Here is a 16,483-nt window from a genome sequence, read left to right on the forward strand (position 1 = left end):
TCGGCGTCCCACGAATTATAATGCAATTATAAATGACGCGCTGTAGGGGCGGATATTATCCGCCCGTGTAGATGTGCCGTAAGCGATGTACGATTATCGGTGTTGATAATAGTGAGCGAGTTTACGAGCGGCAACGTGGCAAGGGGGCGCAGGCTCTGCGCTGTAGGGGACGGATATTATCCGCCCATGTAATGTGCCGTAAGCGATGTACGATTATCGGTGTTGATAATAGTGAGCGAGTTTACGAGCGGCAATGTGGCGAGGGGGCGCAGGCTCTGCGCCCGTGTATGACAAACCACGTTTATTTCGGGCGAACACTGTTCGCCCCTACAAATGGCATTTTATTTAAAACGGGTATAACGGGCGACGGGACGTCGCCCCTACACAAACTAATTACTAATCACTATCAACTGATAACTTATTAAAAATAATTTTTGAATTTGGCTTAATCAACAAATAAATGTCAATACTATTGTTGATATTCACAGTGTTTCTGCTGGCTGTGCAATGTTCATATTTTTGTGTTGACTAATACTATTATTTAGTATATAATAATAAGTAGATTAAAGTTATTAGTGATTAGTTATTAGTTTGTGCAGGAGCCAACTTTGTCGTTCGTGCCCTACAATTAGATGATTACTAATCACTAGGCACTAATAACTAATAACTAAAAAGGGAGATATGCTATGAATAATATACTGTTTGCCGCTTCCGAGTGTGTACCATTTATAAAGACAGGCGGACTTGCTGACGTTGTAGGCGCACTTCCGCAGTATATCGACAAGAAGAATTTCGATGTAAGGATTATAATGCCTTACTACACCTGCATACCCGATAAGTACAGAAGCGAATTCAAGTACGTTCATCACTTCTATATGGACTACGGCATGAGAAGCGAGGGGGTTCATGTCGGCATTATGGAGTATGAGTACAACGGCATAAAGTTCTATTTCGTTGACAACGAGTATTACTTCAAGTGCGATACTCCATATTCATCAGACCTTAAATGGGACATCGAGAGATTCACTTTCTTCTGCAAGGCTGTACTGGCTATCCTGCCTGTTATCGGCTTCCGTCCCGATATCATACACTGTCACGACTGGCAGTCGTCCCTCATTCCCGTTTTTCTGCACTCTGCTTTTGCTACGAACCCGTTCTTCAGTGCAACAAAGACGATAATGACTATCCATAACCTGAAATTCCAGGGCGTTTGGGATATAGACACATTCCGCTACAATACGGCTCTGCCCGATTATATGTTCACTCCCGATAAGCTGGAGTTCAACAAGAACGCAAATATGCTCAAGGGCGGTCTGGTCTATGCGGACTACATCACCACGGTCTCCGAGACCTACGCCGAGGAGATAAAATACCCCTTCTACGGCGAACAGCTTGACGGACTTCTCCGTGCAAGGTCAGCTTCACTGAGGGGAATCCTCAACGGTATCGACTACAAGGTATTCGATCCTGCAAACGACGACAAGATATTCACACCGTTCACAGCCAAGAACTTCAAGACCAAAAAGGCTGAGAACAAGACGAAACTGCAGGAACAGCTGGGACTTCCCGTTGACAAGGAAAAGTACATGATGTGTATCATCTCACGTCTTACCGACCAGAAAGGACTTGACCTCGTTAATTACGCTATGGAGCGTATCTGCGACGAGAACACCCAGTTCGTGATAATAGGCACAGGCGATCCCAAGTATGAGAATATGTTCAAACACTATCAGTGGAAGTACCCCGAGAGAGTCTCCGCAAATATCCTCTACAACGACGACCTTGCCCATAAGCTCTATGCGGCGGCAGATACAGTTCTCATGCCGTCACTGTTCGAGCCCTGCGGACTTACACAGCTCATCGCTCTCCGCTACGGAACTCTGCCTATAGTACGTGAAACAGGCGGACTCAAAGACACAGTCCAGCCATATAACGAGTTTGACGGAACAGGCAACGGCTTCTCATTTGCCAACTTCAACGGCGACGAGATGCTGAACACTATCAACTACTCCAAGAGAGTGTACTACGATAACCGCAAGCAGTGGGACGCAATGGTACAGCGAGCTATGGAGCAGGACTTCTCATGGAACAGCTCAGCTCGTCAGTACGAGGGTATGTACAGCTGGATGATAAACTGGTAATAATTCTAAAACATATTATAGGGAGTGAGGGCGGATCCATTCCGCCCTTGCTGATTATCTGTAGGGAACGGCGTCCTCGGCGTTCCATGTAAATGTGCCGTAAGCGATGTACGATTATCGGTATTGATGAGAGTGAGCGAGTTTACGAGCGGCAACGTGGCAAGGGTGCAGTGTCACGCTGCCGTGGCAAGTGGGCGCAGGCTCTGCGCTGTAGGGGCTGATGCCTAACAGGCACCCGTACCCTCTGTCAGCTCTGCTGACATCTCCCTGTACTACAGGGAGTCCCCCACATCAGCCTGACCAATTGTTACGTAAATCAACGGGGCGATGTAGGTATCGCCCCCTACAATGCCTTGAATCTATATGTAACGATATTAACGGACGACCAATGTTCGTCCCTACAAATTAATCACTAACCACTGACTACTAAAACGGAGAAAAAATATGCTTAATGATGACAAAAATGAAAAACAGCTCAGCGATGAAGTGAAAGCCTTTGCCAAGCTTTATTCCGAATTTGAGGCTAAACGCGAGAAATGGGAAGAAAAGGACTACGTTGAGGAGCTCATTGCAAAGGGACACCCCGAAACTGCCGAAAAACTGAAAAAGTACAGGCACAATATCATATCTATCGGAGTTAAGAAAACTCCCGAGGACGGCATACCCGTGGGAGCAAGCAAGATAGGCGGACTTCCCGACCTGCCGCCCGATATCGAATACCCCACTATGACAGGCTATACCATGCGCGTTAAGGGCGGAAGCGAGACCAAGACCTGCGGAAAATCGGCTATGCACCTCGTTATGCAGATAAATCTGCGTGAGCTTGCCAAAAGCGGTGCGGATACCGAGGGGCTTTTCCCGAAGACAGGTATGTTTTATTTGTTCTGGAGCGGCGAGTATGACTATACCATGTTCGACATTGACAATGAGTATCGCTTTGTAAAGCCTGATGAGCCCGAGCTTGCTCATATAAACAAGGTCATCTGGTGGGACGGGGATATGTCAACGCTCAGACGTACTCAGCCGTCTCTGCCCTATTATGAAGAAGTCAATGACGAGGACAATGGTATCTTTGACGAGATTTGTCACGAAACGATGATAGATTTCTGGCAGGAATACGACTATGAACGCAATGCGGCTTATGAGATAGACGACCTCATGGATATTTTAGAGGACGCCGACGAGTATGATTTTGTCAGCCGCGACGATAAGATATTCGGTATACCGAGCGGCGCTAACGCTCCACAGCTCGGTGACGACCAGCTCCTGCTGTTACAGCTCGATTACTCGGTAGGCTGTATATGGGAATTATTCTGGATAATGGACAAGCAGGACTTCATCGACCGCAAATTCGACAATATACAACTGGACGCAGACTGCGACTGATGATCAATTCCAAATTATACAGGTTAATTATAAAAAAGGATAAGATACAATGTTAAAAGGCGCAATATTCGATATGGACGGTCTTATGATAGACACCGAAAAGCTCTATCTCAAATTCTGGATACAGTCCGCAAAGGACTTCGGCTATGACATGAAGCCCGAGCACGTCTACGCTATCCGCAGTATGGCGAGAAAATACTCTATCCCTACGCTGAAAGGCTTTCTCGGCGAGGACTGTCCCACCGAGGAGATAAGAGCTCACCGAACCGAGCTCATGGCGGAGTACATAAACGAGCACGGACTGGAAGTGAAAAAGGGGCTTTTCGAGCTCCTGTACTATTTAAAGGGCAGGGAGATAAAAATGGCTGTGGCAACGGCAACTCCCCGAAGCCGAACAACGGAATATCTGGAAAAGATAGGAGCAGCGAAGTTCTTCTCGGCGGTGATATGCGGAGACATGGTGGAAACAGGCAAGCCAGCTCCCGATATATACCTGACAGCGGCGAGAGAGCTGGGACTTCCGCCTGAGGAATGTGCGGCATTCGAGGATTCTCCCAACGGCATAAAGGCTGCCCACGCCGCAGGCTGTCACGCCATAATGATACCCGATATGACTCAGCCCGATGACGAGATAAAGCCGCTTTTGTCGGCAGTTTACGAGAATCTCGGGCTTGCTGTAGATTATTTTGAAAGGAGCTTCGGCGAATGAGCGTTTCCGAGATATTTGAGATACCCAAGTTCTACTACTTCGAGAGCGGCAACGACTTTTCGGGGAGCAAGGGCGACTTCGCCTATAAGATATGCAACGGCGATGTATTGAAGTGCATGACATGGCATGGCAGGCTTTGCTCCATGAAAGCGGAGATAGAGCACGAGGCGGAGTTCGAGCGCACACAGGAGGGCTTTGAAGCCATGATAAAATGGCTGGAGGAGCAGTATAAAGAGTGAGCAGAGAGTAGTGAGTAGCAGGGGGCGCAGGCTCTGCGCTGTAGGGGCTGATGCCTACATCAGCCCGACTAATTTATACGTAACCCAACGGGGCGATGAGGGCATCGCCCACTACAAACTAAGCACTAACAACTAATAACTATTAAAAAGCATTGACAAAATCATACTGTGGGTTTATAATTATATTGAAAAATTGTATCCACTAATAACAGTATTTTAAGCTATAAATTTTACGGAGGAATTATGGATATTATAATCGTAGGCTGCGGCAAGGTGGGAAGTGCTCTCGCCGAGGTGCTCAGCGATGAACACAGTGTTACCATAATTGACAAAAAAGAATCTCTTGTTGAGGCTGCTACAAACGATTTTGACGTAATGGGAATCGTCGGAAACTGCCTTCAGACCGAAGTCCTTGAAGAAGCTAACGTTTCAAAGGCGAATATTCTTATAGCGGTCACTACTTCCGACGAGGTAAACATTTTGTCATGCCTTATCGCAAAGAGAATGGGTGCACGTCACTGTATCGCCCGTGTCCGCAGTCCCGAATTCGATAAACAGCTGGTATTCATGCGTGAGGAGCTTGGTATCAGCATGATGGTAAACCCCGATTACAACGCCGCAAACGAGATAGCAAAGGTACTGCGCTATCCCGAGGCTATCAATATCGAGTCCTTTGCCAAGGGCAGAGTTGACCTTGCGGAGATACGTATAACCAGCGGCAGTATCCTTGACGGCGTGGCTCTCAGCCAGCTTTCGAGACGTCTAAGACTGGACGTGCTCATCTGCGCAGTTCAGCGCGGCGACGAGCTCACTATCCCTAACGGTAATTTCGTGCTCCGTGCAGGAGACAAGATACACATGACCGCTTCACACAGCAATATGGTCAAGTTCTTCAAGAGCATAAGCGCCGCTTACCGCGAAAAGCGCGTAAAGCACGCAGTCCTTATCGGCGGCGGACGAGTTGCATATCATCTGGCTCAACAGCTCATCGAAATGGGCGTTAAGGTCAAGATAATCGAGATAGACCACGAGCGCTGTCTGGAGCTCTCCGACAGGCTCAACAAGGTGGATATCTCATGTGCCGACGGTACTGACCACGATATCCTCGAGGAGGAGCGCGTTTACGACGCCGACGCTGTAGTCACCCTGACAGGCATCGACGAGGAGAATATCCTTCTCTCGCTCCTTGCCAAGAACAACGGCGTTGACAAGGTGGTAACAAAGGTAAACAGAATGTCCCTTATGCAGCTTTCGGACACTCTCGACCTTGACAGTATCATCTCGCCAAAGACTATCACGGTAAATCAGATACTCCAGTATGTCCGTGCAAAGCAGAATTCTCTCGGAAACAACGTAACTACGCTGTACCGACTGGTGAACGACAGGCTGGAGGCTATAGAATTCGTTGTCCGCGACAAAAAGGACTACGTTGACGTTCCGCTGAAAAAGCTGAAGCTCAGAAGCGGTATCCTCATCGCAAGTATCGCAAGAGGCAACGAGCTCATTATCCCAAAGGGCGATGACTGCCTGCAGGTAAATGACAGCGTTGTGGTAATAACCACTACTAAGGGTATGCACGACCTTAGCAATATCTTTGATTAAGGAGTGCACATCGGCTTAATATGAATTACAGAATGATATCATACATTATGGGACAGATATTGAAGGTCGTCGGACTTTTCATGCTCCTGCCCATAATCGTAGGCTTTATTTACGGGGAAAACCATGTTGTGACCTCTTTCGGCATACCGCTTCTCATAACTATGGCGATAGGATTCGCCTTTACGATAATCAAGCCGAAAAACAATCAGGTCTATTCAATGGAGGGCTTTGTCAGCGTTGCGGCTTCATGGATAACCATGTCCTGCATAGGTGCTCTGCCTTTCGTAATATCAGGGGAGATACCCGACTTTCCCAGCGCTCTCTTTGAGACGGTGTCGGGCTTTACAACCACAGGCGCTACCATACTGGAAGATGTTGAGGCTATGTCGCGTTCATGCCTTTTCTGGCGAGCCTTTACCCACTGGCTGGGCGGTATGGGAGTCCTCATGTTCGTGCTGGCTATCATGTCCAGCAACGACGTGCGTACAATGCATATGATGAGAGCAGAATGCGCAGGTCCGAAGGTAGGACGCCTTGTGTCGAAATCACGCTTTTCCGCAAGAATACTCTACGGCATATACATCACTCTCACCGTATCCGAGGCGATACTCCTGCTCTGCGGCGGTATGCCTCTCTATGACGCTATTCTGCACGCCTGCTCATCGGCAGGTACAGGCGGATTCTCCATGTGGGGAGACAGCATAGGTCATTACAACAGCGTTTACATAGAAATGGTAGTGGCAGCGTTCATTATCCTTTTCGGCGTAAACTTCAACCTTTACTATTATCTTCTCATCAGAAAGTTCTCAATGGCTTACAAGAATGAGGAGGTAAGGACGTATTTCGGCGTTATAATAGCCGCTACAGCTATTATCGCCATTAATGTACACAAGCTTTACGACGGAGTAGGCGATACCCTGAGACATACCTTCTTTATGGTGGCTTCCACCATAACCTCGGCAGGCTTCTCCACCACCGATACGGCTAAATGGCCCGAATTCTCGCAGACGCTGCTGCTCATGCTCATGTTCGTGGGCTCGTGCGCAGGCTCTACAGGCGGCGGTATGAAGGTATCGCGTATAATGATACTTATAAAAACAGGCATCAAGGAACTGAAATATATCACAAATCCCCGTGCGGTAGCTACTGTCAAAATGGACGGAAAGCCTGTTGAAAAGGACGTAGTGCGCGGCGTCAGCAATTATCTCATACTTTTTATGACGCTCATGTCAATATCAGTTCTTCTGATATCGCTCAACGGCTTCCATATTGACGAATCGCTTTCTGCGGTCATAACCTGCATGAATAATATCGGCTTCGGCGTGGGACGCTTCGGTCCTGCGGGAAATCTTGGCGGACTAAATGCATTTTCAAAGGTAGTTTTATGCTTTGATATGCTTCTCGGACGTCTTGAGATATATCCGCTTATAATGCTGTTTGTTCCGAGAAGAAGATAATAATGCAGCGGAGCGTGGGGACGTTCCGCTGTTTTATTATAGTGAACGTCAAAAAATAATTATACGTTCACTATAATAAATGATCAAAAATGCCTCGCGCATCCGCAATCTTACGTTTGCTGCGTGCGTATCGGCAAATAGCAGACGCTCAAATTTTGTCGTTTGCTATAATACGTAAAAATTAAAATGGGAGGAATTTAACATGAAAAAATTTGTTGCGGCAGCTCTTTCGGCTGCTATCTGCATGGGAGCTGTATCTGCTCCGTGTGTATTTGCGGTAACTACGGATATGGGCGGCATATCTGCTGAGGACGTCAGAGTTGCCGAGTCGGGCAAGTGCGGAAACGACGCTTACTGGAGCTTTGAAAACGGCAGGCTCACTATCACGGGAAACGGCGCAATGGGCGACTGGGACGGCGGCAGCTATACCCCTTGGTCAAAGCTCAGAGGACAGCTCACTTCTGTCGAGATAGGCGAGGGTATCACAACTGTGGGAACCTTTGCGTTTTCTAACTGTGTAAAGATAACGTCAATAAAGTTCCCGAGCACCTTAAAGGAACTGGAAATGAACTGTTTCCAGGAATGCGACAGCCTTGACAGCGTTGACCTGCCTGCCAATATCTCGGTTATTGGTACTTATGCGTTCAGAAACTGCGATAATCTGAAAAAAGTTATTATCCGCAACAAGAACTGCCAGATAATAGGCGGCAAGGATACTATCAGCAACGACACCTCAAACAGGAACAACAGATACACAGGAGCTGTTGTGGGATATCAGGGCTCTACAGCTGAGGCATATGCTAATAAGAGCGGCTATAAATTCGAGAATATAAATAACAGCACTCCTGCGACTACTACAACAACGACTACTACAACTACTACAACGACTACTACAACGACTACTACCACCACCACAACAACAACTGTTACTTCAACAACAGTGACCACAACAAAGCCTATAATACCGCCAAGTGCTTCAGGTCTCGGCGACGTTGACAAGAACGGCGCTATAAACGCTGTTGACGCAAGCTATGTTCTTACCGAGTATGCAAGCACCTCAACAAATCACGCTCCGAGCTTTACCGCAGAGCAGACTGCTGCGGCAGATGTAAACAAGGACGGCTCAGTAAATGCTGTTGACGCTTCCTACATACTCTCTTATTACGCTTACACTTCAACGGGCACAGAAAGCAAGAAGTCCTTTGAGGACTATATGAAGCAGAGCTGAGCTCCTGACGTTATCGGAATGGAGAGGTTCAGATGAAAAGAATATTAGCTGCTGTTATGGCAGCAGTAATGAGTTTATCCGCAGGGATTTCCGCTCCTGAGTCTGTTTCCGTGGCAGTTGCGCCTCAGATGAACATCATCGGGGAAGAAAGAGTAGGGGAATCAGGAAAATGCGGAGTTGACGCTTACTGGCAGCTCAACGGAGACAGACTGGTCATCACGGGAAACGGCGAAATGGGCTACTGGGAGTCTCCTGAACGCACCCCATGGGGAAAGATGAGGGACAGGATAGGCTCGGTTGAGATAGGCGAGGGTATAACCACCGTTGGCGGCTGTGCTTTTTCGGGCTGTACAAGGATATCCTCGGTGAAGATACCGAATACTGTGACTGACCTGGAAATGAACTGCTTTGATGAGTGCAAGAGCCTTGGCAGTATCGATCTGCCTCCTTCTGTTTCAATTATCGGACAGAATGCTTTCAGAAGCTGTTCTTCCCTCAGAAATGTCACCGTGCGCAATCCCGATTGTGTTTTTGTCGGCGGCAAGGCTACTATATCAAACAGCGCTTCTACGGGACAGTCCTCATACGGCGGCTCTATAAGCGGCTATAAGGGCTCGACGGCGGAGTCGTATGCTTCAAGGAACGGCTATAATTTCGTTTCTCTGGGCAATGCGCCTGCAACGACAGCGCCTCCGTCAAATAATACAACAACTACTACTGCAAAGCCTACAACTACTACCACAAAACCAACTACCACCACCACGACTACCAGAAAAACTACAACTACAACGACAAGAAAAACGACGACAACAACTACTACAACCACTACTACCACTACCACAACAACTACGACGACTACCACCACAACTACAACTACTACAATGCCGTATTTGGTGAGCGTAAGTGCAAAGATAGACGTCGGCAGCTACCCCACCAAGACCGTCTACACAGTCGGCGAGGAGCTTGACCTCAGCGGCGGTGTGCTGCTCCGCTCCTACAGGGAATTTTACAGTGACGGCAGCTACACTGATGTGGTGCTTGCCCCTGTGGAGATGAAAAACGCCTCCTACAGAATGAACCATATCAATATCAGCAAGTCTGATTTTGACAGCAGCAAGGCCGGAGTATGCACTATTTCCGTGATATACTACTATAAGGACTCCATAGCCTCCACGGATTTTGAAGTTGAGGTAAGACAGCCTGTAACAACTGCCACGACTACCACTACTACTGCCACTGAGCTGACTACCACTACCACGACCACGACAACTACGATGACCACGACCTCGACTACGACTACTACAATGCCGTATGTTGTGAGCGTGAGCGCTAAGCTGGATATCGGCAGTCTGCCCTACAAGACCACGTACACCATAGGCGACGAGCTTGACCTCAGCGGCGGTACGGTGCTTCGCTCCTACAGGGAGTTCTACAGCGACGGAAGCTATAAGGATACAGTCCTTGAGCCACTTGCCATGGACGCGGCTTCATACAGAAGAAACCGCGTGAATATCGTAAAATCCGACTTTGACAGCAGCAAGGCAGGCACCCAGACAATATCCGTAAGCTATTACTATCTGGATTCCATTGCCTATGCCGAATTCAAGGTAGAGGTAAATCCCCCTGTTATAACAACTACCACAACTGCCGAGGAGATAATAACCACTACGACTACTGCCCGTGATGAAAGATTCAGCGCAAGAGTCGAGATAATGGAGCTCCCTTATAAAATAGTATACACCGTAGGCGAGCAGCTGCAGCTTGCAGGTCTCAGAGTCGATGTTTACCATACCCGCGGCGATAACGAGGAGCTCATCAACAAGAACGAAGAGGTCATAGCGTTCCCCGAAAAGTACGAGGTAACGGGCTACGACAGCAGCATGACAGGACTTCAGCGGCTCGAGCTCCAATATAAGGTGTACAATGAAGCAGCGGCAGAGTGGGTAACGGCTTCTGCTGATTTTGAGGTAAGAGTTGAGGAGATCACCACGACTACAACAACTACTACCACCACTACTACCACCACCACTGTGACTACAACGGAAACAACGACTACAACCGCAAAGCCTGCTGATTTCAGCATTGAAATGGAGATAACCGAGAATCCTTACAAGCTTGAGTATAACCAGTTCGACAACAATATAGAACTGGCAGGAATGCGGATAAATCTGTGGCGTATCGAGGAGAACGGCGAAAGACATCAGATCCTTTGGAATCAGTCCATTCTGGAACTGCCCTATGGTTATGGATATTCTGTAATGGATATAGACAGGAACAGAGTGGGACGTCAGCGCATAACCGTTACAGTTGCAACTTATAACTATGAGCTTGGTAAGGATGTTTCAGACTCTCACACATTCTTTATTGAGTATAGACCTGCAATTATTACAACGGCAACAACAACTACCACTACTACAACTACGACAACAACTTCAACTACCACTACTACAACTACGACAACAACTTCAACTACCACTACAACTACAACAACCACAACATCGACGACTTCAACTACGACCAAAACCACAGCATCGACCACAGCAAAGCCTAAGACTACCACAACAACCACCACAAAGGTCACAACGACCACGACTGCACCCGTTACTACCACAACAGTCCCTCAGCCTTCTAAGGTGAAGCTGGGCGACGTGGACGGCGACGGAAAGGTAAATGCTGTAGACGCAAGCTATATCCTTACAGAGTACGCAAGTACCTCTACAGGTCATCAGCCAAGCTTTGACAAGGATAAGCGCGAGGCGGCTGACGCAGACTTCAACGGAAAGGTAAATGCAGTGGACGCTTCTATAGTTCTTTCCTATTACGCTTACCGCGGAAGCGGCGGAACTATCGCTGATATGAGAGAATGGCTGAAATAATAGCTAAGTCTCAAGGTCTAAATTACAGACAATAATAGGAAAAATCACGAAAAACAATTAAAAAGGACGGCTTTTTAAGGTATCCCCTTGACAAGCCGCCCTTTTTTAGGGTATAATAATCAATGCGCGGATTCTATACCCTTTTATAGGTATATGCGCACTATATTTAATGAAAAGGAGGAAAAATATGCCTACATTTAACCAGCTCGTACGTAAGGGAAGAAAGGATCTTGAGACAAAGTCTACAGCTCCTGCTCTCCAGAAGGGCTACAATGCTAAGAAGAAGACTCAGATCGACCTCAGCTCACCTCAGAAGAGAGGCGTTTGCACAGCTGTAAGAACTGCTACACCTAAGAAGCCTAACTCAGCTATGAGAAAGATCGCCAGAGTTAAGCTCACAAACGGCTACGAAGTAACTTCTTACATTCCAGGTATCGGTCACAACCTTCAGGAGCACAGCGTCGTTCTTATCAGAGGCGGACGTGTTAAGGATCTCCCTGGTGTGCGTTACCACATCATCAGAGGTACTCTCGATGCTCAGGGCGTTGCTAACCGTAATCAGGCTCGTTCCAAGTACGGTGCAAAGAAGCCTAAGCAGAAGTAAGATACTTCTCATCAGTCAGCGGCTGACTGTATAAACAATGCCGTTCATTCATTAATATAGGATAACTACTACCGCAGGGTAATGCGGAGATCATATAGATTAGTTCGATTGATCCTCTGCATTGGCTCCTGACACACCTGTCGGCGAAGCAAAGCCCACAGGGCAGTAACCGACAAGGTTTGAGTACCTATGAATTCATTAATCTATATGAAGGAGGGAAGCGAAAATGCCAAGAAGAGGTAAAATCGCAAAGCGTGATGTATTACAGGATCCTGTATACAATTCAAAGCTCGTTACACGTCTGATCAACAATATCATGTTAGACGGTAAGAAGGGCGTAGCGCAGAAAATAGTTTACGGTGCATTTGAGATCGTAGCTGAAAAGACAGGCAAGGACGCTCTTGAGGTGTTCCAGCAGGCTATGGAAAATATCATGCCTGAGCTTGAGGTAAAGGCTCGCCGTCTCGGTGGTGCTACTTACCAGGTTCCTATGGAGGTTCGTCCTGAGAGACGTCAGACTCTCGGTCTCCGCTGGATCACAAAGTATTCCAGAGAGAGAAACGAGAAGACTATGAAGGAAAGACTCGCAGGTGAGATACTCGACGCTCTCAACGGCACAGGCGGTGCTTGCAAGAAGCGTGACGATACTCACAAGATGGCAGAGGCAAACAAGGCGTTTGCTCACTACCGCTGGTAAGCGTCTTTGTAAAAGGAGTAAATTATGTCAAGAGATTGTTCACTTGAAAATACAAGAAATATCGGCATAATGGCCCACATCGACGCAGGTAAGACCACTACCACAGAGCGTATCCTTTTCTACACAGGTGTTAACCACAAGATCGGTGAAACACACGAAGGTTCCGCTACTATGGACTGGATGGAGCAGGAGCAGGAGAGAGGTATCACAATTACTTCCGCTGCTACTACTTGCTACTGGGCAGGCCACAGACTTAATATCATCGACACTCCTGGCCACGTTGACTTTACAGTTGAGGTTGAGCGTTCACTCCGTGTACTCGACGGCTCTGTAACAGTTCTCTGTGCTAAGGGCGGTGTTGAGCCACAGTCTGAAACCGTTTGGAGACAGGCTGATAACTATAAAGTACCCCGTATGGCTTATGTAAATAAGATGGACATTATGGGTGCTGATTTCTATCATGTTATCGACATGATGAAGGACAGACTCAAGTGTAATGCCGTTCCGATCCAGCTCCCTATCGGCGCTGAGGACTCATTCAGAGGTATCATCGACCTCGTTGAGATGAAGGCTTACATTTATACAAACGATCTCGGTACAGATATCAAGGTCGAGGATATCCCCGACGATATGAAGGAGATCGCTCAGAAGTACCACGATGAAATGGTCGAGCACGTTGCTGAGCAGGACGAAGCCCTCATGGAGAAATACTTCGAGGAAGGCGAGCTTACTCAGGAAGAGATCAAGACCTGCATCAGAAAGGCTACTATTGCTAACCACATGGTTCCTGTAACCTGCGGTACTTCATATAAGAACAAGGGCGTTCAGAAGCTCCTCGATGCTATCATCGACTATATGCCTTCTCCGCTCGACGTTCCTGCTATCAAGGGCGTAAACCCTGATACAGATGAGGAAGAGGAAAGACCTTCTTCTGATAACGAGCCATTCTCAGCTCTCGCATTCAAGATCGCTACTGATCCATTCGTTGGTAAGCTTGCGTTCTTCCGTGTATACTCAGGTGTCGTAAATCAGGGTGATACAGTTCTCAACGCTACAAAGGACACTAAGGAGCGTTTCGGCCGTATCGTTCAGATGCACGCTAACCACAGAAAGGACCTCACAACTGTTTACTCAGGCGATATCGCTGCAGCTGTTGGTCTCAAGAATACAACCACAGGTGATACACTCTGTGATGAAAAGCACCCGATCATTCTCGAATCCATGGAATTCCCTGAGCCTGTTATCCAGCTCGCTATCGAGCCTAAGACAAAGGCTGGTCAGGAAAAGATGGGTATCGCTCTCGCAAAGCTTGCTGAAGAGGATCCTACCTTCAAGACATGGACAGACGAAGAGACAGGTCAGACTATCATCGCTGGTATGGGTGAGCTTCACCTCGATATCATCGTTGACCGTCTCCTCCGTGAGTTCAAGGTAGAGGCTAATGTAGGTGCACCTCAGGTTGCTTACAAGGAAACTATCAAGGGCAGCGCAGACATCGACTACAAGTACAAGAAGCAGTCCGGTGGTTCAGGTCAGTACGGTCACGTTAAGATCCGTGTTGAGCCTAACGAGTCAGGTAAGGGCTACGAGTTCAAGAACGCCGTTGTCGGCGGTTCTATCCCCAAGGAGTATATCCCTGCTGTTGACGCAGGTATCCAGGGCGCTATGAAGGCTGGTATCCTTGCTGGCTACGAAGTAGTTGACGTTAAGGTTGAGCTTTACGATGGATCATACCACGAAGTTGACTCGTCAGAAATGGCATTCAAGATCGCCGGTTCTATCGCTTTCAAGGAAGCTCTCAAGCAGGCTAACGCAGTTCTCATGGAGCCTGTTATGAAGGTTGCAGTTATCGTTCCTGATGATTACCTCGGAACAGTTATCGGTGACCTCAGCTCTCGTCGTGGACAGATCCAGGGACAGGAGTCAAGATCAGGTTCTATCCAGGTCGACGCTCTCGTACCTCTTTCAGAAATGTTCGGTTATACTTCAGACCTCCGTTCCAACACACAGGGACGCGGTCAGTATACTATGGAGCCCCACAGCTATGAGGAAGTTCCAAAGAGCATCGCTGAAAAGATCATGGCTAACAGAGCTAAGAACTAATTGCTTATTCCGCCCGTTTTATGCGGAAACTTGTGTAAAACGGGCATAATTTACAAAATCATGTGGTTCAGCTAATATTTTTTTACTGAAACACTTGAATTTACCAAAATAATCTGGTATAATAATATATACAGATTTCTGAAATCTATTCTAAGGAGGAATTTTCCAATGGCTAAGGCTAAATTTGAAAGAACTAAACCCCATGTAAACATTGGTACAATCGGACACGTTGACCACGGTAAGACAACTCTTACTGCTGCTATCACAAAGACTCTCGCTTTGAAGGGTCAGGCTCAGTATGAGGCTTACGATATGATCGATAAGGCTCCAGAAGAGAGAGAGCGTGGTATCACAATCAATACAGCTCACGTTGAGTACGAGACAGACAAGCGTCACTATGCTCACGTTGACTGCCCTGGTCACGCTGACTACGTTAAGAACATGATCACTGGTGCTGCTCAGATGGACGGCGCTATCCTCGTTGTTGCTGCTTCTGATGGCCCTATGGCTCAGACAAGAGAGCACATCCTTCTCGCTCGTCAGGTTGGCGTTCCTGCAATCGTTGTATTCATGAACAAGGCTGATCAGGTTGACGACGAAGAGCTCCTCGAGCTCGTTGAGATGGACATCCGTGACCTTCTCTCAAGCTACGACTTCCCTGGCGATGATACACCTATCATCAAGGGTTCTGCTCTTAAGGCTCTCGAAGCTCCAGACGATCTTAGCGATCCTGCTTACAAGCCGATCCTCGACCTCATGGACGCTGTTGATGAGTTCATCCCAAGCCCTGAGAGAGACGATGCTAAGCCATTCCTTATGCCTATCGAGGATACTATGACAATTTCCGGTCGTGGTACTGTTGTTACAGGTAGAGTAGAGCGTGGAAAGCTCAACGTAAACGAGCCTGTTGAGATCGTTGGTCTTTCTGACGAGAAGCTCAACACAGTTGTTACAGGTCTTGAAATGTTCAGAAAGACTCTTGACTTCTGTGAGGCTGGTGATAACGTTGGTGCTCTTCTCCGTGGTATCACAAGAGATCAGGTTGAGCGTGGACAGGTTCTCTGTAAGCCAGGCTCAATTCACCCACACACAAAGTTCAGCGGTCAGGTTTACGTACTGAAGAAGGAAGAGGGCGGCCGTCATACTCCTTTCTTCAACAACTACAGACCTCAGTTCTACTTCAGAACAACTGACGTTACTGGTGTTGTATCTCTCCCTGCTGACAAGGAAATGTGTATGCCTGGCGATAATGTTGCTATGGACGTTGAGCTCATCACTCCTATCGCTATCGAAGAGGGACTCCGTTTCGCTATCCGTGAGGGTGGTAGAACAGTTGGTTCAGGCGTTGTTACAAAGATCAACGAATAATCTTTGATACTTTAATTATCAACGACTTTAGGCGGTCGTGCCAGTTGGCATGACCGCCTTTTTACATAATATC

General features: G+C 47.5%; 12 protein-coding genes. All 12 read left to right on the forward strand.

All coding sequences use genetic code 11. From position 1 onward, the window contains the following. The first annotated feature begins 686 nt into the window (after positions 1-686). The 12 genes from glgA (at position 687) to tuf (ending at position 16,410) form a co-directional block, all read left to right on the forward strand. Entirely contained in the window at positions 687-2,141 is a 1,455-nt protein-coding gene (gene glgA / locus T497_RS0109310) for a glycogen synthase GlgA (protein ID WP_028515376.1), read from the forward strand. Between the two features lie 444 nt (positions 2,142-2,585). Next, positions 2,586-3,527, forward strand: coding sequence for a DUF1963 domain-containing protein (locus T497_RS16435; RefSeq protein ID WP_051530605.1), 942 nt, complete (start codon positions 2,586-2,588; stop codon positions 3,525-3,527). 49 nt (positions 3,528-3,576) lie between these two features. Then, positions 3,577-4,236 carry an HAD family hydrolase gene (locus tag T497_RS0109320; protein WP_028515377.1) on the forward strand — a complete coding sequence of 220 codons (660 nt, stop codon included), beginning with the start codon at positions 3,577-3,579 and terminating at the stop codon, positions 4,234-4,236. Continuing rightward, positions 4,233-4,475: a hypothetical protein gene (locus T497_RS0109325; protein ID WP_028515378.1), complete on the forward strand. Its 243-nt coding sequence runs from the start codon at positions 4,233-4,235 to the stop codon at positions 4,473-4,475. Before T497_RS0109320 ends, T497_RS0109325 begins: the two co-directional genes overlap by 4 nt. 243 nt (positions 4,476-4,718) lie before the next feature. Then, on the forward strand, positions 4,719-6,077 hold the full coding sequence (trkA, locus tag T497_RS0109330) for a Trk system potassium transporter TrkA (RefSeq protein WP_028515379.1): 1,359 nt from the start codon (positions 4,719-4,721) through the stop codon (positions 6,075-6,077). Between the two features lie 32 nt (positions 6,078-6,109). Continuing rightward, complete coding sequence (locus T497_RS0109335) at positions 6,110-7,534, forward strand: TrkH family potassium uptake protein (protein ID WP_242839997.1); 1,425 nt, start codon at positions 6,110-6,112, stop codon at positions 7,532-7,534. Between the two features lie 202 nt (positions 7,535-7,736). Then, positions 7,737-8,762 carry a leucine-rich repeat protein gene (locus T497_RS17550; RefSeq protein WP_051530606.1) on the forward strand — a complete coding sequence of 342 codons (1,026 nt, stop codon included), beginning with the start codon at positions 7,737-7,739 and terminating at the stop codon, positions 8,760-8,762. Between the two features lie 32 nt (positions 8,763-8,794). Continuing rightward, positions 8,795-11,638 (forward strand): leucine-rich repeat protein, encoded by a 2,844-nt coding sequence (locus T497_RS18315; protein WP_028515381.1) that lies wholly within the window; start codon positions 8,795-8,797, stop codon positions 11,636-11,638. Between the two features lie 187 nt (positions 11,639-11,825). Beyond that, a complete protein-coding gene (rpsL, locus tag T497_RS0109350; RefSeq protein WP_019680939.1) occupies positions 11,826-12,242 on the forward strand; it encodes a 30S ribosomal protein S12 in 417 nt (138 codons plus the stop codon). Positions 12,243-12,468: 226 nt separating this feature from the next. Then, the gene (gene rpsG, locus T497_RS0109355) at positions 12,469-12,939 is read left to right on the forward strand and encodes a 30S ribosomal protein S7 (RefSeq protein WP_028515382.1); all 471 of its coding nucleotides are present in this window, start codon (positions 12,469-12,471) and stop codon (positions 12,937-12,939) included. Between the two features lie 24 nt (positions 12,940-12,963). Next, complete coding sequence (gene fusA / locus T497_RS0109360) at positions 12,964-15,042, forward strand: elongation factor G (protein ID WP_028515383.1); 2,079 nt, start codon at positions 12,964-12,966, stop codon at positions 15,040-15,042. Positions 15,043-15,210: 168 nt separating this feature from the next. Beyond that, a complete protein-coding gene (tuf, locus tag T497_RS0109365; protein WP_028515384.1) occupies positions 15,211-16,410 on the forward strand; it encodes an elongation factor Tu in 1,200 nt (399 codons plus the stop codon). The last annotated feature ends 73 nt before the right edge of the window (positions 16,411-16,483 follow it).

The sequence above is a fragment of the Ruminococcus flavefaciens MA2007 genome (assembly GCF_000621845.1).
GTDB classification, from domain to species: domain Bacteria; phylum Bacillota; class Clostridia; order Oscillospirales; family Ruminococcaceae; genus Ruminococcus; species Ruminococcus flavefaciens_E.